Here is a 22,491-nt window from a genome sequence, read left to right as displayed (position 1 = left end):
CGAAAACTGATGAGAGAACACGGACGAGTGGTGGGCGGTTCGGGCCCATGCGAGTGTTTCTCGTGGCTTGGGTCGCGTACGCCTCCGCTCTGCTGACCAGCAGTCGTGACCTGTTCACCCGAGTGGTGTTCGAGGAAGGCGACGGTGCGACCGTGTCGATCCAGGTGCTCGCGGCGAAGGATTTCGAGCTCCTTGTCGGCAACTATTCCAGGGTCGGATTTCATCACCCTGGGCCCGCGCTCATCTATGTGGATGCGTTCGGCGAATGGCTCTTCTACGATGTGCTGAATCTGGTGCCGTCACCGTGGAACGGTCAGGCGATCGCCATCCTGCTCTTCAACGCCACGATGGTGGCCCTGGTACTCGGCATCGTCTACAGCTGGTACCCGTCCTGGTCGCTTATCGCCGGGCTCGGCGGTGCGAGCTTGTTGTTCGTGACGGCGTACCGCGAACTGCTCAGCCAGCCCGCGATGCCCTACGTGTATTTCGGTGTGTTCCTGGCCTTTCTGGTTGCGGTGTCCTCGGTACTGGCCGGGCGGACCGGACACCTCTGGATCGCGGCGCTCACCGGCGGACTGCTCATCCATGGCCACGCCGAGTTCTTGTTCTTCGTGACATTGCTGGGTGGCGCAGCGCTCTACCTCGTTGTCCGACGATGGAAACTGGATGTCGCCGAGAAGGATTGGTGGTGGTTCGGCGCGGTCGTTGCTGTGTTCGCCTTCCCGATCCTGCTCAATACGATCGTGAATTTCCCCGGTGAACTTCCGAAGTACGTCGGCTATGGCGGTGGCCACGGCATTCACATGCCGTGGACCGCGGTGTCGTACACGGTGCAGTTCTGGGGGCCGAACCGAGGACTCGGTTTGGTCATTCTCGTCGCGCTGTTCGTCCTCGTCACATTGGTGGCGCGCGGACAGAGGTTTTTGCAGCGCGGCGTGGCCTTGTGCGCGGCGTCGGTGGCGCTGATGGTGGTCTACGCGATGATCGGCATCGATCAGATCAACGAGGCCTATATCGGCTACTTCTCGTACGCCGTTCCGCTGTTCATGTTCTTCCTCCTGCTGATAGGTCTCACCCAGCGGCTCGACCAACTGAAATACGCGGGCGTCGGCCTGCTCGTCGCCGGGATCGTGGTGGTTGCGATGACCCACTCGCTGGCCAATCAGCGCCACGAATTGGTCGGTATCCCAGCAGCTTTGGATGCGATGGTCGATGTGGCCGGAGATCGGCCGATCGTCTTGGAACGCCGACCGCACGAAGCTTGGGCCGAAGTTGTTCCTCTCGTGCTGGGCGGGGCGCGCGCCGGCCTTCGGGTTTGCGCCGATGATGCCAAGCGGATGGAGCTACTGGTGACAGACAAGTTGGTCTGCACCGCAGAGGAATTGACTACCGGTGCACACTTCGCGCTGGTGAGAAAGGATGCCGGTGCGCCGGTCGGGCAGGTCATCGGCGAGGTCGGCCAATCGTCGGGCAGAACGCAGAGTTGGGTGACAGTGGCGGACTGATAGATCCTGCCGGCAAACGATTGATGACCTGTTCGACGATGTGATGGTGCGGTATGACTAAAGCTGTTGATGTGGTGCCTGTTTCGACTGATCCAGTCGAAGGCAAAGCCCGGACTCGTGGCGGCCGGTTCGAGTTTCTGGACGCACTCCGAGGTATCGCCGCTTCGGCCGTGGTGATCGAGCATTGCTCGTCTGAACTGTGGCCAGCCTACGCCCGGTTCTCGATCGGCTACTTCGACAGCGGGGTGTTCGGGGTCTTCGTCTTCTTCATCGCGAGCGGCTTCATCATCCCCGCGTCGATGGAGCGGGGACGGTCGTTGGGTGCGTTCTGGGTAGGCCGATTCTTCCGGCTGTACCCCCTGTTCTGGGTATGCCTGATCGCGGCGGTCTTCCTGCACATTGCGGGCATGTACGGCGGGCCTCCTGGCTTTCTGCAAGAGCCTGCCTTGGACCTCGCCACGAATGCCACGATGGCGCACTACTTTATCGGCGGATCCGACTCACAGATGCTTGTCGTCGCGTGGACACTCGCCTTCGAATTGGCCTTCTACGCGTTCGTGTCACTACTTTTCATCGGCGGGTGCAACCGCCGATCGGTGCCGGTGGCGCTCTTCGCGATCGGTTCGATTCCCTTGGCCGGCGTGCTGCTGCCGGTCGCGATGCTCAGCGGCGGCGAGGCGAACCTTCGTACTCGTCTGATAGTTGTGGGTGTAACAGTTGTTGTCGCGGCGTTCTTCGCATGGCGGGCCGCTACCAAACGCGCGGCTGCCGCAGCGGTACTGATTTCCGCGATCGTTGTTCCGCTGGTGTTGAACCAGCCTGTCCCCTCGGCGTACGCGGTGACGATTTTTGCGACGATGTTCGTCGGCACCGTGCTGTACCGGATGACAGCGGGCGAGACCTCGGCCTGGCTCGGTTGGGGGGTGTTCGGGCTCGCCGTCTGCTTGATCGCCGGCCTCGAACTGCTCGGATCTCCACTCCTGCGCAGAACCGGAGACGCATTGCCCGATGTGACGGTGAATATTCCCGTGATCGGGGCCTATCTGGTGTTCGCGGGGGCGCTGCTACTGCTCCGACGTTCTTTTCCGCGCCCACTGCTGTTCCTGGGCCGAATCAGCTTCTCGCTGTATCTGGTACACGGTTTCGTCATCAACGCAGTACCCAAATGGCCGACCTCGCTGATCGGCAGTCCCGCACCCTGGCTCACCTGGTGCACATGGATCATCATCTCGATCGCCCTGGCCACCTTGTCTTACAACAAGATCGAGAAACCCGCCCTCGCACTGGGCCATCGCGTGATGGCCAAGATGGACGCCCGCGCACGACCAGCGGCATCCCCGGTCGGCTGACCCACCAGCGGACGTCCGTGCAATGAGTCGCTCCTGTCCTCACGAGTCGAGCGTATGCTCCAATTCTCCTCGGCGAAGCCGGAGTTCACGTCGAGTTCTGTTCAACGGTGAACCGGTGAACCGGAGCTGATCGAGATCGACTGTCGATGCGGCGCGGAGTGCGAGTTGTTGCGCCGACTTCGCGGCTTTGGTGGGTAGCCCGATTTCTGCGGCGAATTCGGCCCAGTGCTTTGCGCGTAGATTCTTCGTTCGCCCGACGATCGGCAGCGCCATCGAGTCGTCGTCGTAGACCAGGGTGCATGGAATGTCGTAAATCGGCGCGATAGCCCAACGTCCCAGGCTGTCCTGAAGTACCCCGATGTTCTTGCCATGTAGGTCGCCGTTGCCGGTCAACCATGCGAATAGGAACTGCAAGTACAGATTTCGGGCGGCGAGCAGCGGTGCGCGGACCGTGCCGGCGAGTGCTTCGACGACTTGGACCGAATCGACGTTGTACTTCGCTGAGGGTGGCAACCCGAGAACCTGGGTGGCATCTTCGAACGCGAGACGACGCCACGTGTCTCCATCGAGGACGCGGTCGAAGCGGCGGACGAGTAGCCCCGGCTGTCCGGACCTGTCGTGCACGAGATCCGAATCGGTGACTGCCAACTTCAGCGTCCGGGCTGCGGCCAGATGCGCGGCCTCGTTCTCTATCAGGTGTGGGTATCCCGACTGCGACAGCTTCAGGATGAATCGTCCGAATCCCGCGACGATCGGCGTACTGATCATCGACGCACTCGCCTTGTTCTGGACACCTGGGATCGAATGTGGATCAACCACTTCGACACATCGGTCGAAGGCCGCCTGGCCAATCGCCGTGCACTCCATCAGGCTTGGAACATCGACGGGGGCGCAGCCGGTTGGGAAGACCTGGATGTCGCCCGGCATGTCGGCGCCAACTGCGAGAAGGATGCTGAGTTCGTCTTCGGCGCTTGTCTCGACTGCCCGTCGAAGTAGCGCCAACCGGTGACCTTCTGGCAGCAAACCTGCGAAGAAGGTTGGCACTGAGCCCCTGGGTACATGCACCGGTGCGTTGCCGACTGGCAGCGTGGAGGCGATCGGATCTTTGGGACATTGGAGATACTCAGGGGTATACCGGAATTCGGTGCCACCATCGTCTGTTCTCGCAATCACAGCAGCTAGATGCCCTGCCTTGTAAATGTCGCCGCTACGGATCCTTTTCAGTTCTCGGAGGTTGGCGTTGGGGTGAGCTGCGGCGTTGCACGCAGTCGAGATTCCGCTCGCTGATCGAGGGTTCGTGGTCAGAGAGCGTCGAGCTGAGGTCAGTTCAGCGGCCGTGTGATTGCGGGGGACGAGCGCGCCATTCGGCTCGTAGATGAAGAGCGCAATCCGGTGTTCGTCGGCGTAGGCGATAGCGTGCATCGAATACTCAGACGCGGCAAAGAAGAGGAGGCGTTTGTAGAAGGCGCTACCACGTGCACCGAAGAGCTTCTGAACCTCGTTTCGAGAGACTGCCGCTCCGCGCCACTTAACCTGTGCCAGTGCGGTTGTCGCGCGGATATCAACGCCGCCATCCGCGCCGGCGGCGGTTACCTCAGCATCGACGAATCCCAATTCCTGCATGCGAGCGGCCGCGTTGCGCTCCGCCTCCTGGTATGTGCGAATGTATTGCACAACAAGCCCCCGAGTTTCGGCTGTCTGACCTGCCTTGACCCGCACAGCATAGCTGTTGGCTATTGATAGCCGCTGTACTGCCGCCGGGGTTCGACTCGCGTGCTTACAAGGGGGCACAATGTGGTCGAGTGGCTGAAGCTACTGGGAGACATGCCTAGCTGCTCTAAGCCCGTTGACGTACGCGGCGACAATCCGCAGATCCCCTTCGGACAACCCGGAGAGGTCGACGATCCCCTCGGCCGGCTGGGGTCGAGTCGGCTCCGGCTCGACCGGATCCAGACCCGTCTGCGCCAGCAGTGGCTCGGCGTCGAGCCCGACCGCCTCGGCCATCGCCTGCAAGGTCTCGGCCGTGGTGCTGGCCTGGACCTTCTGGCCGCGTTTGTACTGGGTTCCGTTCTCGACCTGCGTCCACAGGCTCGTGCTGATTCGTGCTGCTTTCGCGGCACGGTCCATCGACATCTCGCGCTCCTTGCGAGCAAGCCGCAGGGTGGCGCTGACCTCGGGAGGGACCACCGCGCTCCGTTGTCTCACCATGCATCGAGGGTAGCAGATTGTTTGCACTGATGCATTAAGTGCATGCAGCGGCCAGCTGCGAACTTGCGAAGTGAACGCCGCCTCGGCTTGTTGATGCTAACAGGATCGAGTGAGTTTGTTTGTGCGAACTGGTAATTGGGTATGCGGATCTGATCGCTCGGCTTGACAGGCGCGCTTCGACAACGTTGCATACAACGAGTGTTCGATTGTGGGTCCCAGTAGGAGTCACTCCGCGACACCGTCCCGAGCACGCACCGATTCGGCCGCGTAGCAGGGGACGACCGGGGCTCCGGCCCGTTATCGACTGAAGGAGTACGTACATGGGCACAGACGATGCCGTCACGGCGTCGAACCGCATGCGGGAGGATTCATGCGGCGTGACCCCATTGGACAGGTGGGTCGATGATGCTCACCTGTACCTGGATCGCGAGGAAGCGCGGGACCTTGCCCGGATGCTGGGCGACGTCCCCGATCTGGCCGAGGACCTACTCGACGCGCGAACGCGTCAGACACGATTCGGCACGGTGGACTACCGCACCCGCAACGGTGCGCGGGAGCAGCGACTGCCGTTCAACCCGGCCGCTGCTCGTGCTGCTGACCATCTCCAGTCGGTCTTGGGGGCGTGGGTTCGGTTGGTGTGCGAACAGCGCGATGTCACCTACGGTGGCGCGACGAGCATCAGTGGAATGGCGGAGTGGTTGCAACGCAACATCATTGCGCTGGCGATGACCGAAGGCGTGGAGACCGCGGCGGCCGAGATCGGCGCGGCGATCGAGGCGGCGGAGACGGTGGTGTGCCCGCCGGCCGAGGTCGCCGCCGCCGACGCGGACCTTGTCCTGCAAGCCAGGGCGGTCCGCCTCAATGCCGCCGGCATCGGCAAGCTCGCGGAACAGCTGGGTGACACCTTCGGCAATCTGACAGCCCGTCGGGTGCGCACACTGCGCAAGGCGGGGCTGATCACGCCGGTGCCGGGCCCTTGGTCGGCCGGCTGGCCCGAATTATTCCTTGTCGGTGAGGTTTTGGACGCGCACCGGGCTCTCCCAGCGCGACAGCACAGGAAAGATGCATAGCGAACAGAGTGACCCAGCGGGGCGTCGGCAGATTGTTGCCGGCGCCCCGCTGGCGTTGGCGCAGGGATTCTGCTCGCCGGACTGTTCGCGCCAAAAGCGCTTGGGCCCATAGCGGATTCGAGGGAGCGCAGTATGTGCCCAGTTCGAAATACCTACCTGGACCAGCGATTTCGTTCCGTCTTGGATTGGGGGTTGACATCATGTGGCCGATGCCGCAAACTAGTGCCAGCGGGATTTCGCATGCCCAAAAGCGTCTAAGGGCAATGCGATTGGATACAAGCTGTCCCGCCCTCCCGCGGATCCCGATCGGGGCTCAGCTCACGTCAACGCTAGAATGGGCACGTGCTCTCGACCGAGAGTCTCCACATTTCGGCTGCTGGGTGAGGTTCTTCCTGTGTCAGGTGCATTCGATGCATTCATTCCCGACGACTCGGGTAAGCCGACCGAATCCCGGTCAGATCGCGCGGGCGGTGGGTCCCTCCACGGTGTGAATGACTCGCTGCCAGGTAGAAGGGCTCATGCCGGCCATGTCGACATCTCCGACATCTGCGTAGCGGATCTCGAGGTCGTCGCCGGTGTGGTGAATCGCTGGCGTACTCTCCGGCCGCCGATCATTGTGACGCAAAACACTTCTCGGTGACGTGACGCACAGCATCTGACACCGTCGGGGTGGTGATGATGCGACGGGTCGTGGTCAGTTCCGAGTTGTGAGAGTTGTGTATTGCTATGGGTGACGAAGGTGAGTCGGATGCCGCGATGTCAGATCGACCAGATATCGCGGTGCAGCGCAATGGGTTCAATGCCCAAGAATTGGCGTTCAGCCTTGGAATCCGGGTCGATTCGGCCGTAGTTTTCGACTTCGTGTCGTATTGGTCGGTAGCCGACCGTGCGATCCTTATCCAAGCGGACCTGTCAGGTCATGTGCGAAACGAAGTCATCGCACACGCCGTCGCGCACATCGAGATGGCCGAATCGCGCGAACTGGCAGCAGCGCTCGACGGCGAGCGGTGGCGCGGCCGGATCGAGAAGCAGGTTCATCATGTTGTCGCACAACGGCTCATTCCCATCGCCGACCTGCGTGACGCATTGGAGGTCGGCGACAACCTCACCGATGTCGCGGCGCTCCTCGGTGTCACCGAATTCCTGCTCGGCTGGCGGCTGGAACACCTGGCGAACGAAGAATTCGCGGTGATCCCGGTCCACCTGCTGAATCGCCTCGGTTGGCTGCCCGGTATGCCCTCCGAATACCCCTACCTCTGTCTGTGGCCGACGTCCAGCTCGGGGGATATCCTGCGCCAGCTCGCCCCCGGCCGACACCACCGATAGCCAAGTCCATCTGAGCCCTCGTTCCGTGAAAACGGTACGGGGGCTTTGTCATTGGCGCTTGTAGCTGACGTCGAACTCATGCGGTAGGCCCCCGGACAAACTCAACATCACCAGCGGGTTCAGAGCCCGCCGCATGCCCGCCCCTGATGCGCCGTCTCCCGCAGCACGCTGCGGTCGAAAGACGTTGTCGCAGCGCAGGGGCGAATCGGTCCCGCTCCAGATGAGCACTCGTCCGGAGCGGGACCTCCAACCCGATGCCCCCCCGAGAGGTAGCAACATGTCACTGTGGTCTCCGAAAGGAACGTCGCGCACCATCGATGTACTTGTGGTCGGCGGCACCTGGAACCCCGGCGGCGACGGCGTCACCGGCGCCTTCGTCGACGCGCTGAACAAGTCGATGTTCACCCCTCGAATGGTTCCGTACCCGGCCGACTACGGCTCGCACGTGAGCTACGCAGAGAGCGTCGCCGAAGGCAAAAGGGCGATGCTGGCGGCTATCGACCGCTCACCGAATCGTGTTGTACTGGCTGGGTATTCGCAAGGTGCCGCGGTAGCCGGTGACCTCGCGGCCGAGATCGGTCGCGGCGAGCATCCGGGTCGTGAGGTGATCGCCTGCGCGCTGATCGCCGATCCGCGTCGACCGGCAGGTGAGTATCTCGGCGACACCGATCCCGGCGGCTACGGCGTGGTCGGCGAGCGGCCGATCGACGGCATTCCCGCCTACTGGGCCGCAGTGCCCGGCGACCCCATCACCGCCCTGCCCGCGGGCAATCCGTTGCGAACTATCGCGGATCTGAGCGCTTTCTTCAGCTTCGCCAGTGCGAACTCGGCGATCCGATGGGCACAGCGAATGCTCGACACCGCGACTCGAAACCAATTGCAGCGCTGGTGGTCTCCATCGAACTGGCGCCACTGGGCCGGCGCTGTCGCGTATGCCCGCGGCTACCTCTTCGACGGCAGGCACACCAGTGATTACGTCCGCTATGGGCACTCCCGCGCACTAGCCCAGGCGCTGAATCGCGATGTCGCCGAAGGGCGCATCTGAGACCCGCGAAAGTATGTGGGAAGGAACACATTATGAGAATCAGCAATGCTCCAGAACCCGCGCTGGTTCGGTCGGTCCTCGTCGCTGCCACGGGTGTCCTCGCCTATGTTCTCGGTCGCCAAATCGATTCGGCGTGGGTCGAAACACTGCTCACCCTTTACGGTTTGGCCACACCGGTGATCGCCGGCGCACTCATCAGGCCAGCTGTTACCCCCGTGAGCGGATCGGCAGGTGATCGGGATGGCAACGTGGTTAAGCCCTGAACTGGTGCAGGCTACCGGCATGGCCCTCGCCACCGTGATCGGCGCGGTGACAGCGTGGCAGGCCCGCGAAGTCGCCAAGTTGCGTGAGCGAGTGGTCGCGCTCGAGGAGCAGGCCGCCGACGATCACCTCCGATTCCGCGATGCGATCCGTCTGATCCGCGCACTGCAGCGACACATCGACGAACTGCTCGGCTTCCTGCGCCTGCACGTCCCAGGCATGGAGCCCCCGGTGGCGGATTACAAGATCCCCGCCACCCTCCAAGAAGAAATCTGACGGCGTCCCCGCCGTTCCCGAACTGCATGCGGTCGGCCCCCGGAGAACACTCGACACGGTGCGGGTTTCGAGCCCGCCGCATGCCGCGCTCCTGACGCGCCCGTCTCCCGCAGGTGGTCTGCGGTCGTAGACGCCGCCGCTGCGTCAGGAGTGAAGGTCCCGCCCTCGGCGCTTCCCCTCGTCTGCGAGGGCGGGACCGCAAACCTTCACTCACACAAGGAGACACCCATGGCTTGGACAGGAGACCCGGTATGGCTGGCCGACGTGCTGCGCGACGCCGGGCTGGACGTCATCGAACACGAAGGCTGGCGCGATCGAGGCCACGGCGACTTCCGTGACATCCGCGGCGTGCTCTGCCACCACACCGCGGGCGGCGGCCGCAACGACTGGCGCATCGTCCAAGACGGCCGTGCCGACCTCCCCGGCCCCCTCGCCCAGCTCGTCCTGGAACGCGACGGTACCTTCCGCGTGATCGCCGCCGGTGTCTGCTGGCACGCGGGCCGCGGCTCCTGGCCCGGCTGGCCCACCGACAACGCCAACTACCACGTGATCGGCATCGAAGCCGTGTCGCGCGGCGACGGAACTGACTGGACCCCAGCACAACTCGACGCTTACAAGCGAGGCTGCGCGGCGATTCTCGCCAGAATCGGCGCCGACGCCGAGGACTGCGTGGCCCATCGCGAGTACTCCCACGAAGGAAAAATCGACCCCGCCGGTATCGACATGGACGAGTTCCGTCGCGACGTACAGGCATTCATCGACGGAAAGGACGCTCCGATGAGCGCAGCCGAAGTCACCCAGATCCAGGATTTCATCACCGCGTTCTGCGGCCCGATCGGGACTGATGTCAAGGACATCCGCGAGCAGCTGTGCGGTAGCCAGCAGCGTGATGCCGGCATGTTCGCGGGCTGGGAACAGCTCGACGGCATGACCGTGGTCGACGCCCTGGCCGACGTGCTGGACCGCCTGAAGGCCCTCGAATCCCCACTCGAATGAATGGTCGACAATGTCTTTCGAAGATGTACGAGATGATGCGCAGTTCGTGCGCTTCGCCGACGGAGAATCGGAGGGCCGGCGCCCCGGCTATGACGATGGCGCACTATCGGTTTCCCGCCCAGGTCGCCTAGCGCCGTTCCTTCAATGGTCGACAATGGCCAGCAGCGCTGGGCAGGCGCTGGGTAAGGCAGTGTTCAAGACGAAGGCTTATGCGTCGGGTGGTGAGGTAGAAGAAGAACATGGACCGACCGATGCCGGCGGATTCCTCGCTACCGCTCCGGTTGGTTCACTATTTCCATTCCTGCAATGGAACAACTGGTACAACATTTACAAAGGTACGCGCAACGAGATCGAGGCAGCCGGTGGTGAAGCTGCGATCTCCGAGCTATCGGGAGCCGTAACCGGACCCGTGAGCGCTGCAGTCACCGGTGCTGCCACCGCGTTGAACAGCACAGTAAGCACGGTTGTGCAGACCCTGTCGTCGGCATCGAACGACCTGCGCCAGACCGCTCCGAGGGCGATTCAGCCTCGAATACGTTCTCTCGAACAGCGTGTGGGCCCGGAGATCGACCGGAGCACGACCATCAACGTCATCAATCCCCAATTCACCGCGCCGAAGCTCACCAATGATCCGTTGCGCGACCGACTTTCCACGTATCTGAGCCACGTGCGCTGACACGTCTGTGCTCGAAGAGTGAAGGGGGGTGATGAAAGTGCTCAACACCGTTGTCTATGTCCTCGAACTGCTCAGCGTGGTCCTGCCACTGCTGCTGCCGCTGCTCGGACTGTAGTTCTACCCGTGAACCAAACATTTGGAGAATATCGTGCCAAGTTCCGATGATCCCAGTGGTCTCGCCGAACAGATCATTACCGAACTTCAGGCCTTGGTCAGTCGGCTGGCGACCTTGAGGTCCGATATCAACGTGCTGGCCAATCTGGCTCAGGGGGTTGCGATGACGGTTGCCGACGCCATCCCGGTACCGGAAGCCCCCGCGGGATCCCTCGAGGCTGAGGTGGCAGTCGGCCCGGCGCCGGAAGCGACGTAATGACTTACCCCACGCCGGGGGAGTTCCCCGATTTCGAGCAGTTCATGGTCGACCTGTTCACCCCGATCGCCACCTCCGTCACCACGTTGCCCGCGACGTCGGCGGACCTGCAGTCCGAACTGCCCTTGATCTGGGTGCGGACCACCGGCGGAACGCTCGATATCAACGCCATCACCTACAAGGCCAAGGTCAGTGTGGTGGCCTTCGGTACCAGCCGTGCTCAGGCGCAACAGCTTTCGGTGCAGATCCGCACCGCACTGTTGAACGCGCCGGCGAGCCACGTCAATGGAGTCCTCGTCGACTACACCGAGGAGATCGTGGCCGAGGAGCCGAAGTTCCATCCGCCGATCCTGCGACGTAGCCGCGGTCTGTCGGAGGTGCCTGACCTCGACCCGCTCAATCAGATGGTCGAGATTGCCTTCACTGTCGAAGCCCGCCGCCAGTAGGCCGAACATCTGCCTTGCCCTGGGCTTTTCGTCGGTGCCAGTCGGTACCGGCTTCTAAACCGCGACCCGCACTCGCGGGCGCTCGAATGGAGACACATGCCTGCCACCAACCTCACCGCGCTGAAGAACGCGCAGCGATCGCTGCTGCTCAAGCCGCTCGACGCGGCCATTTTCATCGCACCCCACTACACCGCGGCGCCGGCGGCGCTGACCGATGCGTCGGGTGCTCTGCAGACCCTTCCGGCTGCCTACCAGCCAGTCGGTCTGATCGACAAGAAGACCGGCGTGGCCTTCGCTCGCGGTATCACCGCGGCTCCGATCGAGTCCTACGGTGAGCTGCAGCCGGTCCGCAACGACGTGACCAGCGACATCACCACCATCGAGTTCCAGCCGCAGCAGACCACCGCGCTGACCCTGAACCTCGCCACCGGTACGGCCCTGACGGCGATCAAGGCCAACGCCGCCTCCGGCGAAGTGTTCTTCGCCCAGCCTGCATCGGAAGAGATCACCTACTACTCGGCGATCATCATCGGTAAGGACGGCAACGACGCCAGCCCGATCTACGTCTACAAGGTGCTGCCGAAGGTCGCGGTCAGCAAGTACGGCGGCGAGCAGTGGAACCCGACCGAGGTTCTCGCCCAGAAGCTGACCATGGTCGCGTTCAAGGACGATACCGCCGGCTACGCCATCGCTCACGGCTTCGGCGGCTCGGGCTGGAAGAAGATCCTGGCCCAGACCGGTATCCCCAACGCGGTGTAATCCGCCCCGGCCGTGAAGGCATCTTGAACTCCCGAGTCCTGACTCGGGCGTGGGGCGTGTCATGTGTCTCCGGTCATGGCACGCCCCACACATTCCCTATCCATTCTTGCCGGAGAAGAAAGCGGGTCCACCGTGTCCGCCATCCCCACCGAGTACCCCGTCACCATGACCGACGGCGTCGACGAGTACATCGTTTCCACCGCATCCGAATACGTCAACGCGGTCTTCAAGCTCGGCCACGCCGAAAAGGCCGTCGACAAGGCGACGCAGCGGCGTACCTCGAAGTCCTAGTCGCACAACACCACCCGGAGAAGCAACATCATGGCACCCACACCCGAAGCGGCCGACCAGGACAAGGTCGGCGGCCGTTTCCACGAGCTGCAGCAAGAGCTCGCCCCGCGCCGACGCGCGCCTTACCGCCTGACCGACAGCATCGCGATCGCACCGGTCACCCGGAGCCAGGTCCTGGCCCTGCGCCGGACTGCCAGCGATGACGAACAGATGGCGATCGTGCTGGGCGACCAGTACGAAGCCGTCGAGAACCTGTTCGCTGATCGGCCGCTCGACGAGTGGTTCGCCTTCCAGAAAGACCTCTACGCGCACCTCTTCGGCCAGGGCTCCTCGGAGCTGCCGGGGGGATCGCAGGGCTCGTAGAGTTCTGGGAACGTTTCGGTGCCGCGCTCGACTACGACTTGCTCGAGCGCGGCATCGACATCCGGGACTGCTTCGGGCCCAACACAATCCGCACGCGCGACTGGCGGACCATCTGGGCCTTCAAAGACAGGCTGCCGCACGGCTCGCAATACCGATCTGCGCTGGCGATGGACCAAGAACTCGCCGAACAGATGCTCGCCGCCGAACAAGCCGAGGACAAGCTCGATTTGTACGAGGACAAGTCCGAGCCCACGGGGCCCTCGCCAGAGGGCTACACGATCGACAGCTACCTATTGCTCTCGGTCATCGACGCACTCCAAGGCGTGCAGGCCGCAGTCATCGCCGCAGCCGGCGGAGACCCGCCCCGGGTTTCGCCGATGCCCCGCCCGGTCACCGCGGTGGACATCGTCCGCGACGCCCAACGAGACGAGTCGATGCAAAACCTGATCGACGAGTTCACCGCATCCACCTGGGAGGACGAATGATCTACTCCGCAACTCTGCCGGCGCAAGCCGCCGGAGGAGCCGATACCACCACCTTGGCCGGGGTGTATTCCTCAGCCTTCTACAGCGGCGACACCGTCACCGACGTCCAGCTCGTCGCACCGCCGGGCTACGCAACGATCGTTGGAGCCGCGACCGACAATGCGACCATCTCTGTCCGGCAGCTCCGCAATGGTGTTGTGCTGCAGATCTTTGCGAGTCTCACGCTGATCGCGGGAACGAACTTGGCGGCAGAGATCCCGGTTACCGTTCCGCTCACCTCGCAACCCGTGCTGCGCGCCGGTGACGTCCTCGATGTGCGGATGCATCAAAACGGAACCGGCTCAGCGATTCCCGCTGGCCTACACGCATCAGTCTTTGTGAGCTGATCAAAGTTTCGCGTCTGAGTGTTCGGGGACCGGGATCGATTTACCCGCTGCCGCAGGTGACATGCACCCGCAGCACGAAAATGGAGCCGTCGTTGGCGTCTGCGACCTGAGCCTTGGTCAACTTCGACTCGTCATAGGCGTTGTCTATGCCTCGGTAAACCGATAGACGGCAATCATCCGCTGTATTGCCGTACCCCTCCCACGTGGATCGGTACAACGTCCCGGCAGTTTGCGCAGATTTCTCCGACTCGTCAACAAGAGGAATCGGAGCGGGGCCGAGCGAGAGCCCGGGGGCAGCAACGAGGCTGCGCACGTCGTCGACAGGCGGTCCGATGAACATAGCTTCGGCCCATGGACCGGCGCCGCTCTTGTCGCTTACCTGCGTCACTCTGGTGTAGCCAGCGACGCTGACCTCGTTCAGGTGGCGTTCCGCCGGATTACGGAGCGCCGCCCAGGTAGCAAAGCTGCCGACGCTGACCGCTGAGATCGCTGCAATGGCCGCAAGCCATGGCCACCGGCGTCGAGAACTGCCCACTTGACCAGAATTCATTTTTCCTCACAGGGTCACATCGCACGGAGACGAATCTCGGTGCTTGCACTATAGCCGCTGCGACCTGCGTGTCGATCTCGTCCGCTACGTCATCGCTCGGCCCCGCCGTGCAGAAATTGGATTTGTGACGGCGATAGCCGGGATGTCTGCATTCCAGAAGGAAATTCATAAATGACCGACTATACGAATACATGGAATAGTCCTCCGCCGAAGTTCAATTGGAATCCGGATGTCCATGGCACGCCTGAGGATGTTGATCCTAAAGTAGCGCAGTGGGCGCTGGATTCTGTCAGGGCTGGTGGTGCCGCAGGCGTCGATCCTCGCCTTGTAATGGCAATTGTGCTCAATGAGGGTGCTGACGCGAACCTAACTTGGGATGGTCATCAGGGGGAGCTGAAAGATTGGGTCCGTAGGAATACGTCTCCATTTCGTGAGCTCGTCGATGGCGGGCAGTCCAACTCGCTAGGGTTGACAAACATGAAAGAGGATACGTTCAATCGTGTGAAGGCTGAGTATCCCGCTGTATTTGCTAACAGGGAATGGTCGGATCTTGCAAACGATCAGACGCTTGCGGTGTATGCCGCGGCATACAACCTCGCGCTGATCAAGAAGCGCTGGTCTGAAAAAATCCCTCCGAGCATGAAGTCGGAATACAGCCTGAATGCAGTTCTGGCCGCTGGCTACAATGCAGAAGGATTTTTCGGCGACTATGTAGCGAACGCGGAACTGGGCGGCAAGGCGACCCGGTACGCGGGTATGTCGCAAGGGAGTTTCGGTAGGGCCGAGCGGATCATGGCCAAGATGTTCACCTGGCACGACGTTGTCGATCCTGGTATGACTCCGTGGGTTCCAAATCCTGACCTGGCACCTCCAGAGAATGGCCCATTGGTTGACCTGAATACGGGTGAATTGATTCCTCCGATTTCAGGAAACGGTGATGGTCGAGGTAACGGTACTATTGCCAGAACCCTTCCGGTGAGCGGGTTCTTCGAATATATCGGTCAGTCAGCCGGCTCGATTACCGAGTACATACAACCACGTGTTGCTGATTTTGCCAGCGCTGTCCGGCATGTAGCCGGATTCTCGGGAGGCGGAAACGTGCAAGGGCCAGGTTCCTCGATCGGTGACAAGATCCCGGCCTATCTTTCGGACGGCGAGTTCGTCATGAATGCGCGGTCGACGACGGTTAACCGTCCGTTCCTACAGGCATTGAATGCGGACCCCTTCTTCTTGCAGAAAATGATGGAGCAGCGGTCCGCGCAGCCCAGCAGCGGCCGCGGTTACGCACCGAGTGCTCCATCAGGTCAGCCTGCGACGGTTAATATTTCGATGTCGAGCCAGGATGACGTCGTCGCGAGACTCAAAGTTCTCGCACAGCAATGGGAACTAATGAACGCCAACTGATCTGGCAGCCGTCGTCCTTTCCCGCTTGTCGCGGTGACCTCGGCGGATGAATCGCGGAAGTGACCTCAGGTCGACCGTCCGTTAAATTATTTCGATGTCGGCTCGATCGGGCGCATCGGAAATTCAAAGTGCCCGGAGCAATAGGGATAAACCCTAATGCTCGGCGAGGCCCGTGCAAAGAATGAGGTGAATCTGTGGCGTCTAATGCTGCGATGATCACGGTGACCGGAGTCGATGGTTCGCAATGGACGATCGCTGGTCAGGGTAGTGGTCGTGAGGGTGTGGAGTTGGCTACGTCGCCGACCGGTTTGTACGACGCGCCGGTGACGACGATCTGGAATCAGTCGGCGTTTCAGGCCGGCTCGTCGTTCGGTGGTTACCGGACGAACAAGCGCGATGTTGTGTTCGCGGTCAACGTGTTTCAAGCCGCGGGTGGTTCGTGGGAGGCGGTGGATTCGGCGTGGCGTAAGGCGTGGGCCTACGACCGTGACTCCACGTTGACGATCACGACTGATTTCGGGACGCGGTCGTTGAAGCTCCGGATGTCGGAGCAGCCGGACTTCAAGCCGGACAAGGATCCGCATCTGAAGTCGATGGGCAAGGTCGTCATGACGTGTACCGCGGGAAATCCGTGGTGGGTCGAGTCGGATGTGACCGGCACCTGGACCTCGACGACCGACACCACCGGTGAGGGCAGGAGCCAGTCCGGCACTATCACGATCGCTAACCCGACTGATCAGCCGATGTGGTTGAAGTGGGTGTGCGCGGCGCCGGGCAAGTGGACGCTGCCCGACTTCTCCTGGGGCGCCGACGAACGCGACCTTGCCCGCGTGATCACCTTGCCGCACGCCGCGACGGGTAAGGATCTGACGGTCGATACCGACCCGATGGAAGAGATGATCGTCGCCAAGGACGGCTCCCAGATCTGGGCATTGATGAACGGTGTCAGCTTCCTGTACCCCGTCCCGCCCTACACTCCCGCCACCACGGTGCCGGTTTCGGTCAGCGGCGCCCCGACCGGCACCGCGGTCATGGTCGTGCAGCCGCGTAACTGGTCGCGTCCGTGGGGGCTGCAGTGACGGGCCTGCTGGATCTGCCCGCGATCTACGCGGATGCGCAGGCTACCAAGACCACTCGCAAACAGCGGCGGTTCGCGCGACCGCTGATCAGATTGTGGGATGGCGACTGGAACCTGCGCGGGACATGTGGGGCGGAGATCAGCGCTGATTTCCGGTGGATTCTCAACCAGGCCGGCACGGGCGTGTTGGTGCTGCCCTACGACTACTACCTGGCGAAATGGGCGGTCGATATCAACGGCCGCGTGAAGAAGAATGTGCACATCACCGTCGATAAAGACGGTGCGCGGTGGGACGGACGGCTCGAGAAGGCCGTCATCAAGACCGACGCCCAGGGTGTGACGACCGTGGAGTTGCTGTTCATGCACTCCTACCAGGATCTCAAGCACATCTACTGCTGGTCGAACCCGTTTCTTCCCGAGCATGTGCAGTTTCCGCGACAGTTCCTGCTCGCCGGGCCCAGCGTGTGGACCCTCAAGACGGCGTTGCATCTGAACCTGCTTCGCTTGGAAGGCGGCCTGTGGACGCTGCCCGACGATCCGCTGGATCCCAGCGAATGGGGCACCCTCGATCAGTCGAGGTGGGGCGTGGTGGTGAAACCCACCGCGTTCCATGAGGATACGTCGCTGTGGACGATCTTCGGTTCCCGCTTCCAGAACTTCCATGAAGCGTCCGCGGGCACCCTCGAAACCGCCCAGCTGGCGGTCGTGACCCGGCGCTGGCTCACCGGTGATCCGCCACCGTGGCCCGGCGCTGTGGTCCGTCACGGGTGTTTGGTCGTCGACATCGTCGACAAGTCCGGGTTCTGGACCGGTACCAGTACCGGTGGCGATATGTGGGACGGTCTGGAGCGCACCAAGCAGGTGTTCGACAATTCCTGGCTCGATTACAGCCCTGATGTGCTGCCGGATCAAAATGTGCCCGAGCTGTACAAGAATCCGGGCTGGATGGGCACGCTCCCGTCGAACCCATGGGTGGTCTACCGGCAGAACGAGAACTCCGGCATCCAGACCTCGCAGTTCGTGGTCAACCCAGCCTCGGCGGTGCAGGTGCTCACCGGTGGTCACTCGATGCCCGGTGTGAACGAGGCGATCTCCTCGGCGATCCAGGTCGTGGGCTTCCTCATCGCCGGCGCGCTGAGCGAAATTCCCCTCGGTGGTTCGATCGCCGGTGGCGCGGTGAATGCCGCTACCGCGGTGGCGAACACGATCGCGACGTCGTTGTTGTCGGACACGCTGCTGGCATGGCAGCGACACCGCTCACCCAAACGAGCGCTGAACGCGGGTTGGTCGCACTACCACGAGCATTTCGAGAACAGCTCGGACCGGGCCTACACCCTCGGCTCGCTGCTCACCCTCGGTGAGGGTATGTGGAAGACCCGCCAGCACTTCACCCACAAATTCATCGTCGCCAACGGCGAGCCGTACCTGATCGGCGATCAGGGCCTCGGCCACTTCTTCCTCGGTGACCGTGTGGGTTCCACCGTCAAGGGGATGCCGGAGGGCTCGATCTACGTCGACCAGGTCACCGAACTCGAACTGGCCTGGTCGCGGACCGCGAGCCCGGCCTGGCAGGTCACTGTGGGCTCGGATCGCGACAGCGACATGCCCTTCGCCAAATCCATGCGCGTGGTCGCCGACATCGTCGACGACATCCATGCGCTCGCCGTTCAGATGTAGATCCGGAGAGAACATGTCCATCCCTTCGCTCGAGCAGTGCAATCCCGATGACCCCCATGAAGCGTTCGTGTGGGCGCTCGTGGGTCTTCCCGGGCCGCAGAACTCGCCGCTGCTGGTCCATCCCGATGTGCTTCGGCAGTGGTCGAAACACCTGTGGGATCTCGGCTTTCGGCACTATGCCGCTGAGCAGACCAAGGAATACCACCCGCCCGCTCGCGGCGTCACCCATTGGCTCAACGGCGCGGGCCAGTGGGCGGAGAAGGGCGCCCCGCGCCCGCCGGAAAGCTCCGCGCCCGACGTCACCGACCTGACACCGGAAGAGCGTGCTCACTTGGTGGAACAGCTCCGCGATTCCGGCGAACTCAAGCACCTGGTAGATCCTCGCGATCTCGACCTCAATCACGCGAAAATCGGTGCTGTGCAACCGACGTCGGCTGAGGCGGATCGATGACCAGTCCGGATAGGTCAGTACCTTCTGGCTCCTATACCGGGGGGTCGATTCGCAACATCCAAAAGGTGACATGGGAGTCGGCGCGCGCGACGATACTGTCCAGCGTCATGGGGTCCTTTGCCGGGGTCGAAGCGATCGGCGCGAACATGAACGCGGCGAACAACGAAGCGATCAACGCCGCGGGTGAGGCCCGAGCTGGGGCTTCATCGGCGAAGTCCTCGGCGGATTCGGCGCAGACTACTTCGACGGCGAACGCTTCGGCGATCTCGGACCTGCAGACCAAACAAACCCAGGAACAAGTCGGCGGTGCCTCGGCAACAGACAACTTCCAGTCATGGGATGACACCAAATGGACAGTCGCCAAATGGTTGGCTGGTGCGGGTACCGTCGCGGATATGGTCGTCGTTGACGATCAGGCCGGTATTTCCAAGAGCGGGAACACCAGTACCGGTGCAGATCTCGCGTTGCGCAAGACCCCCCTCATGACCGACGACCAGTCGGTGTCGATGGTGCTCGGGCGACCGAACCAAGCCGGTGTATTCACCGGAAGCGGGCTTCTGCTCCGGTCGGCTGTGGACATGTCGACGTTCGTCATCGTGCAGGTCGGAACCGCGAGGATCCTGCTCCAACGCGCCACATTCAGCAACGGCGAAATGGTCATCACGACGTGGGCAGAGAAGACTGGGCTGGCTCTGAGCGTCGGCGACACGGTAACTGTCACCGCTACCGGACCTTCCTATGAGGTACTGGTCAACGGCATCAGCAAACTGACGTACCGTGACGCCACGGTAAGTTCGCCAGTAGGCGCCAACAACCGGTGGGTCGGCTTCTTCAGCGCTTGCAATGTCACTGATGCCTGGGACGGTTCCAAGGAATTGTCGTTCGGTTTCGATATCGATTCTTTCGCCGCTGCCGACACCACACCCCCGGCGGTTGTCGGGACGGGTTGGTCGCTCTGTCGCCAGAACACCGCGGGCGCGCCGATGAGCGCGGGGTCCAACAAATTCGGTGCTGCTTTCGATACTGCGCGCCAAGCGAGCAACGTCAACATCATCGACCTTCCGTCCGGCACGATCCAGATCGTCAAGCCCGGCTGGTATGTGATGACCGTCAGCTCGTTCTGGGCCAGCCCTTGCGGTTCGGCGTACAACTACAACGTCTCTCTGTGGACTGCGTCGAGTCCGGAGGGGCAGTGGAAACTTGCCCGCAACGGTGGGGCGACCGGAGGCGACGCAGTCCTGCACTCGTCGGCAACATTCGTCGTGTTCGCCGCAGCTGGAAGCGTGTGGGGACCAGGCTATTACACCCCGTTCGCCAACAATATGAAGGGTGATCCGTTGGGCCACGACACCTATTTCGACGGCACGCTGTGCTCCTATTCGTGAGTGTGTGACCACCGGAAGACAAGTCTCCGGGTCACCATCGTGACTCGCCGAGTCGTGGCCGTGTAGGTCGCACTCATTCAGAAATTGGACCACGCCACCGGACTGTTCCGGGCGGCGCTCGCTGTGCTGCGCGGCGTGATCGAAGCGGTCCAGAGCGGCCGTGTCCCTCGAACCGTCCCTCGCCACGAATTCATGGACGAGGCCGAACACAGCAGAGGAAACCTATGACAACAGCACTCGATCCCGGATATCTCGGATACCAGCCGAAAGTCGAACCGCTCAAGCTCACCACCGGTGCCAGCTTCGTGCAAACCATCGAGCCCTCCGGCGGCGCCGTATTTCCCAACGGGACAACGGTCTCCATTGTGATCACTGCTCCTGGTGGGGCGACGATCGGTACCTGGGCGGCCACCGTCACCAATACCGCGGCCAAATGGGCCGTTCCGGCCGTCACGTGTGACGCCATTCCCACCAACTCGCGTTACACGATGTTGGTCACCTATCTGACCTCCCCGGTCACCACCTACGCGTGGTACGTCGGCTCCGTTATCCGCCACTGATTTCTCAGCCGCCGGACAGCGACATTCTCTCCACAACAACAACTCTCGAGGAGTACTTCCATGGCTATTGCAGTTACCTCCACCAAGAACGCGCTGTGCGCCGCCTACGCCAACATCGCCTCCACCGTCTACGTTTCCGTCCACATCGCTGACCCGGGCACCAACGGTTCGAACGAGGCTTCCGGCGGTTCGCCGGCCTACGCACGCGTCGCGACCACGTGGAGCGCGCCGGCCAACGGCCAGATCTCCGGCAGCCAGGTGACCGTGAACCTGCCCGCAGGCACCTACACCCACGCCGGCCTGTGGAGCGCGCCGACCGGCGGCACCTTCATCGACAAGGTCGCCATCGCCTCCACCACCCTCGGTGCGCAGGGCACGCTGCTCATCACCCCCACCTTCGCCATGAGCTGAATCGGCACCTCGGTGTCGAAAAATATTCACTCACAACCAAATCGGAGGCCGCTATGACGGCACCCACGCAGGTGCTCACAGCAAGTCTGCCGACGCCGCCGACTGCGGTCATGGCCATCCCCGGCGCGCCGACGATGGTCGCCGACGCACCGCGATCACCCAGCACCATGATCGACGGAACCCGAATTCCGGAGGTTCCGCCGTTCGTCTATGCCACCTTCACGGGCAACGAGGTGAAATCTGCGATCCTTCGGCCCTTGGCTACCGCCAGGGCGGTAGCGGGAGCAGAGGGAGAATTGCGCGCGGTCGCATGGCCGTTGTCGCAATGGATCTCGCCCGTGCTCGGTGACACCGGGACCGCAACCGCACGAGTGTCTGTGGGCGCCGGCGGCCGGGTCGTAGTTTCAGCGGCATTCGCCGCAGGCAGTCGCACGGCGAGCCGTGGTGCGGTGTTCACCTCCAAGGCAGTCCTGTCAGCCGAAGTCGTTCCGAATCTCTCTGCGTCCGCGGGGTTCGGCACGACCGGCGTATGCGCGACCACACGTATCGGTCCGATCCCGATGGCCGCCAGTGGTACGGGCACGTTCTCGATGGCAGTTGCACCGCCGTTCAAGCCCTCGGGCATGAGCAAGGGCGGTGACCAGGCACTCGGCGGAAGTTGGTCCGATATCACGGGTTGGTACGCCGATACTGCCGCCTTCCCGGGTTCGACGGTCAGTGGCAATGCGCTGATCGCTCAGGGGACCGCGCTCAACATCTTTGTGTCGGCGAGCATTCCGTATGCGATCTACAGCGGTTTCGGTGGTCCTCGCCAGGCTGTGCGACTGCTGGTCAACGGTGTCGTGATCGCCACTGGTGCTGAGAAGACCGGGTGGACGGGAACGATGACCGCGAGCGCCACTGTGCGGGTCGACTCGGGTGATCGGGTGACCCTTCAGGGTTGGTCCACTCATGGTGCGACGGTTCGTGATGGGACCGCGACTCAGATCCGGATCGTCCGCGCACCGTAATCACGGTGCACCGCTGAAACCAGGGTAGGCACAACGCTCCTCGTAGACGTCACGGCTGTCATGTGACCTGCACTGTGCGGGTGCTACCGCGGTGTCGAGTGCCGCGTTCGACTTTCGGGTTGAACGCGGCACTTGTCGTTTTTTCGGTCCCTC

At 62.5% G+C, this 22,491-nt stretch carries 27 protein-coding genes; 24 read left to right on the top strand and 3 right to left on the bottom strand.

The window, feature by feature from the left end; all coding sequences use genetic code 11:
• The first annotated feature begins 47 nt into the window (after positions 1–47).
• On the top strand, positions 48–1,505 hold the full coding sequence (locus ACQHI0_RS27210) for a hypothetical protein (RefSeq protein WP_427904634.1): 1,458 nt from the start codon (positions 48–50) through the stop codon (positions 1,503–1,505).
• A 53-nt stretch (positions 1,506–1,558) separates the two neighbouring features.
• Positions 1,559–2,854 (top strand): acyltransferase family protein, encoded by a 1,296-nt coding sequence (locus ACQHI0_RS27205; protein ID WP_427904633.1) that lies wholly within the window; start codon positions 1,559–1,561, stop codon positions 2,852–2,854.
• 39 nt (positions 2,855–2,893) lie between these two features.
• Here the strand turns inward: ACQHI0_RS27205 and ACQHI0_RS27200 are convergent, their stop codons facing one another.
• Both ACQHI0_RS27200 and ACQHI0_RS27195 read right to left on the bottom strand, forming a co-directional pair.
• Positions 2,894–4,528: a HipA domain-containing protein gene (locus ACQHI0_RS27200; RefSeq protein WP_427904632.1), complete on the bottom strand. Its 1,635-nt coding sequence runs from the start codon at positions 4,526–4,528 to the stop codon at positions 2,894–2,896.
• A 138-nt stretch (positions 4,529–4,666) separates the two neighbouring features.
• A complete protein-coding gene (locus ACQHI0_RS27195) occupies positions 4,667–5,062 on the bottom strand; it encodes a helix-turn-helix domain-containing protein (protein ID WP_427904631.1) in 396 nt (131 codons plus the stop codon).
• 377 nt (positions 5,063–5,439) lie between these two features.
• Between ACQHI0_RS27195 and ACQHI0_RS27190 the strand changes: the two genes are divergently transcribed.
• The 14 genes from ACQHI0_RS27190 to ACQHI0_RS27125 all read left to right on the top strand — a co-directional run bounded on the left by ACQHI0_RS27190 (position 5,440) and on the right by ACQHI0_RS27125 (position 13,812).
• Positions 5,440–6,132, top strand: coding sequence for a hypothetical protein (locus ACQHI0_RS27190; protein ID WP_427904630.1), 693 nt, complete (start codon positions 5,440–5,442; stop codon positions 6,130–6,132).
• Between the two features lie 756 nt (positions 6,133–6,888).
• Positions 6,889–7,458 (top strand): ImmA/IrrE family metallo-endopeptidase, encoded by a 570-nt coding sequence (locus tag ACQHI0_RS27185; protein WP_427904629.1) that lies wholly within the window; start codon positions 6,889–6,891, stop codon positions 7,456–7,458.
• 277 nt (positions 7,459–7,735) lie between these two features.
• Entirely contained in the window at positions 7,736–8,503 is a 768-nt protein-coding gene (locus ACQHI0_RS27180) for a PE-PPE domain-containing protein (protein WP_427904628.1), read from the top strand.
• A 32-nt stretch (positions 8,504–8,535) separates the two neighbouring features.
• Entirely contained in the window at positions 8,536–8,766 is a 231-nt protein-coding gene (locus ACQHI0_RS27175; protein WP_427904627.1) for a hypothetical protein, read from the top strand.
• On the top strand, positions 8,744–9,040 hold the full coding sequence (locus ACQHI0_RS27170) for a hypothetical protein (protein WP_427904626.1): 297 nt from the start codon (positions 8,744–8,746) through the stop codon (positions 9,038–9,040). Before ACQHI0_RS27175 ends, ACQHI0_RS27170 begins: the two co-directional genes overlap by 23 nt.
• Positions 9,041–9,268: 228 nt before the next feature.
• On the top strand, positions 9,269–10,036 hold the full coding sequence (locus ACQHI0_RS27165; RefSeq protein WP_427904625.1) for a peptidoglycan recognition protein family protein: 768 nt from the start codon (positions 9,269–9,271) through the stop codon (positions 10,034–10,036).
• 10 nt (positions 10,037–10,046) lie between these two features.
• Entirely contained in the window at positions 10,047–10,712 is a 666-nt protein-coding gene (locus tag ACQHI0_RS27160) for a hypothetical protein (RefSeq protein ID WP_427904624.1), read from the top strand.
• 148 nt (positions 10,713–10,860) lie between these two features.
• Positions 10,861–11,082 (top strand): hypothetical protein, encoded by a 222-nt coding sequence (locus tag ACQHI0_RS27155; RefSeq protein WP_427904623.1) that lies wholly within the window; start codon positions 10,861–10,863, stop codon positions 11,080–11,082.
• The gene (locus tag ACQHI0_RS27150; protein WP_427904622.1) at positions 11,082–11,528 is read left to right on the top strand and encodes a hypothetical protein; all 447 of its coding nucleotides are present in this window, start codon (positions 11,082–11,084) and stop codon (positions 11,526–11,528) included. Before ACQHI0_RS27155 ends, ACQHI0_RS27150 begins: the two co-directional genes overlap by 1 nt.
• Before the next feature lie 96 nt (positions 11,529–11,624).
• Positions 11,625–12,287: a hypothetical protein gene (locus ACQHI0_RS27145; protein ID WP_427904621.1), complete on the top strand. Its 663-nt coding sequence runs from the start codon at positions 11,625–11,627 to the stop codon at positions 12,285–12,287.
• A gap of 132 nt (positions 12,288–12,419) precedes the next feature.
• The gene (locus ACQHI0_RS27140; protein ID WP_427904620.1) at positions 12,420–12,578 is read left to right on the top strand and encodes a hypothetical protein; all 159 of its coding nucleotides are present in this window, start codon (positions 12,420–12,422) and stop codon (positions 12,576–12,578) included.
• A 30-nt stretch (positions 12,579–12,608) separates the two neighbouring features.
• Positions 12,609–12,941 carry a hypothetical protein gene (locus ACQHI0_RS27135; protein ID WP_427904619.1) on the top strand — a complete coding sequence of 111 codons (333 nt, stop codon included), beginning with the start codon at positions 12,609–12,611 and terminating at the stop codon, positions 12,939–12,941.
• 38 nt (positions 12,942–12,979) lie between these two features.
• Positions 12,980–13,426 (top strand): hypothetical protein, encoded by a 447-nt coding sequence (locus ACQHI0_RS27130; RefSeq protein WP_427904618.1) that lies wholly within the window; start codon positions 12,980–12,982, stop codon positions 13,424–13,426.
• Positions 13,423–13,812 (top strand): hypothetical protein, encoded by a 390-nt coding sequence (locus ACQHI0_RS27125; protein ID WP_427904617.1) that lies wholly within the window; start codon positions 13,423–13,425, stop codon positions 13,810–13,812. The genes ACQHI0_RS27130 and ACQHI0_RS27125 overlap by 4 nt, the downstream gene beginning before the upstream one ends.
• A 40-nt stretch (positions 13,813–13,852) precedes the next feature.
• Here ACQHI0_RS27125 and ACQHI0_RS27120 read toward each other — a convergent pair whose 3' ends face one another.
• Entirely contained in the window at positions 13,853–14,347 is a 495-nt protein-coding gene (locus ACQHI0_RS27120; protein ID WP_427904616.1) for a hypothetical protein, read from the bottom strand.
• A 186-nt stretch (positions 14,348–14,533) separates the two neighbouring features.
• Here ACQHI0_RS27120 and ACQHI0_RS27115 point away from each other — a divergent pair, with 186 nt between their 5' ends.
• The 8 genes from ACQHI0_RS27115 to ACQHI0_RS27080 all read left to right on the top strand — a co-directional run bounded on the left by ACQHI0_RS27115 (position 14,534) and on the right by ACQHI0_RS27080 (position 22,338).
• Positions 14,534–15,766 (top strand): hypothetical protein, encoded by a 1,233-nt coding sequence (locus ACQHI0_RS27115; protein ID WP_427904615.1) that lies wholly within the window; start codon positions 14,534–14,536, stop codon positions 15,764–15,766.
• Positions 15,767–15,960: 194 nt separating this feature from the next.
• Positions 15,961–16,845: a phage tail protein gene (locus ACQHI0_RS27110; protein WP_427904614.1), complete on the top strand. Its 885-nt coding sequence runs from the start codon at positions 15,961–15,963 to the stop codon at positions 16,843–16,845.
• A complete protein-coding gene (locus ACQHI0_RS27105; RefSeq protein ID WP_427904613.1) occupies positions 16,842–18,521 on the top strand; it encodes a phage tail protein in 1,680 nt (559 codons plus the stop codon). Before ACQHI0_RS27110 ends, ACQHI0_RS27105 begins: the two co-directional genes overlap by 4 nt.
• A gap of 13 nt (positions 18,522–18,534) precedes the next feature.
• Positions 18,535–18,972, top strand: coding sequence for a phage gene 29 protein family protein (locus ACQHI0_RS27100; protein WP_427904612.1), 438 nt, complete (start codon positions 18,535–18,537; stop codon positions 18,970–18,972).
• 65 nt (positions 18,973–19,037) lie between these two features.
• A complete protein-coding gene (locus ACQHI0_RS27095) occupies positions 19,038–20,357 on the top strand; it encodes a DUF7257 domain-containing protein (RefSeq protein WP_427904611.1) in 1,320 nt (439 codons plus the stop codon).
• A gap of 224 nt (positions 20,358–20,581) precedes the next feature.
• Positions 20,582–20,917: a DUF7264 domain-containing protein gene (locus tag ACQHI0_RS27090; RefSeq protein ID WP_427904610.1), complete on the top strand. Its 336-nt coding sequence runs from the start codon at positions 20,582–20,584 to the stop codon at positions 20,915–20,917.
• Positions 20,918–20,977: 60 nt separating this feature from the next.
• Complete coding sequence (locus ACQHI0_RS27085) at positions 20,978–21,328, top strand: phage tail fiber protein (protein ID WP_101465256.1); 351 nt, start codon at positions 20,978–20,980, stop codon at positions 21,326–21,328.
• A 53-nt stretch (positions 21,329–21,381) separates the two neighbouring features.
• Entirely contained in the window at positions 21,382–22,338 is a 957-nt protein-coding gene (locus ACQHI0_RS27080; protein WP_427904609.1) for a hypothetical protein, read from the top strand.
• Positions 22,339–22,491 lie beyond the last annotated feature (153 nt).

It is taken from the genome of Nocardia sp. FBN12 (genome assembly GCF_050320175.1).
In the GTDB taxonomy this organism is placed as follows: domain Bacteria; phylum Actinomycetota; class Actinomycetes; order Mycobacteriales; family Mycobacteriaceae; genus Nocardia.
Note: the sequence above shows the minus strand (reverse complement) of the source record. Positions and strands in the feature narration are given on the sequence as shown.

Bases quoted from the DNA above. Each gene is read 5' to 3' on its own strand.
- ACQHI0_RS27160 (WP_427904624.1), top strand. From the start codon at position 10,047: ATGTCTTTCGAAGATGTACGAGATGATGCGCAGTTCGTGCGCTTCGCC.
- ACQHI0_RS27115 (WP_427904615.1), top strand. From the start codon at position 14,534: ATGACCGACTATACGAATACATGGAATAGTCCTCCGCCGAAGTTCAAT.
- ACQHI0_RS27085 (WP_101465256.1), top strand. From the start codon at position 20,978: ATGGCTATTGCAGTTACCTCCACCAAGAACGCGCTGTGCGCCGCCTAC.
- ACQHI0_RS27100 (WP_427904612.1), top strand. From the start codon at position 18,535: ATGTCCATCCCTTCGCTCGAGCAGTGCAATCCCGATGACCCCCATGAA.
- ACQHI0_RS27195 (WP_427904631.1), bottom strand. From the start codon at position 5,062: ATGGTGAGACAACGGAGCGCGGTGGTCCCTCCCGAGGTCAGCGCCACC.
- ACQHI0_RS27145 (WP_427904621.1), top strand. From the start codon at position 11,625: ATGCCTGCCACCAACCTCACCGCGCTGAAGAACGCGCAGCGATCGCTG.
- ACQHI0_RS27165 (WP_427904625.1), top strand. From the start codon at position 9,269: ATGGCTTGGACAGGAGACCCGGTATGGCTGGCCGACGTGCTGCGCGAC.
- ACQHI0_RS27080 (WP_427904609.1), top strand. From the start codon at position 21,382: ATGACGGCACCCACGCAGGTGCTCACAGCAAGTCTGCCGACGCCGCCG.
- ACQHI0_RS27180 (WP_427904628.1), top strand. From the start codon at position 7,736: ATGTCACTGTGGTCTCCGAAAGGAACGTCGCGCACCATCGATGTACTT.
- ACQHI0_RS27090 (WP_427904610.1), top strand. From the start codon at position 20,582: ATGACAACAGCACTCGATCCCGGATATCTCGGATACCAGCCGAAAGTC.
- ACQHI0_RS27170 (WP_427904626.1), top strand. From the start codon at position 8,744: ATGGCAACGTGGTTAAGCCCTGAACTGGTGCAGGCTACCGGCATGGCC.
- ACQHI0_RS27135 (WP_427904619.1), top strand. From the start codon at position 12,609: ATGGCACCCACACCCGAAGCGGCCGACCAGGACAAGGTCGGCGGCCGT.
- ACQHI0_RS27185 (WP_427904629.1), top strand. From the start codon at position 6,889: ATGTCAGATCGACCAGATATCGCGGTGCAGCGCAATGGGTTCAATGCC.
- ACQHI0_RS27125 (WP_427904617.1), top strand. From the start codon at position 13,423: ATGATCTACTCCGCAACTCTGCCGGCGCAAGCCGCCGGAGGAGCCGAT.
- ACQHI0_RS27175 (WP_427904627.1), top strand. From the start codon at position 8,536: ATGAGAATCAGCAATGCTCCAGAACCCGCGCTGGTTCGGTCGGTCCTC.
- ACQHI0_RS27210 (WP_427904634.1), top strand. From the start codon at position 48: ATGCGAGTGTTTCTCGTGGCTTGGGTCGCGTACGCCTCCGCTCTGCTG.
- ACQHI0_RS27150 (WP_427904622.1), top strand. From the start codon at position 11,082: ATGACTTACCCCACGCCGGGGGAGTTCCCCGATTTCGAGCAGTTCATG.
- ACQHI0_RS27205 (WP_427904633.1), top strand. From the start codon at position 1,559: ATGACTAAAGCTGTTGATGTGGTGCCTGTTTCGACTGATCCAGTCGAA.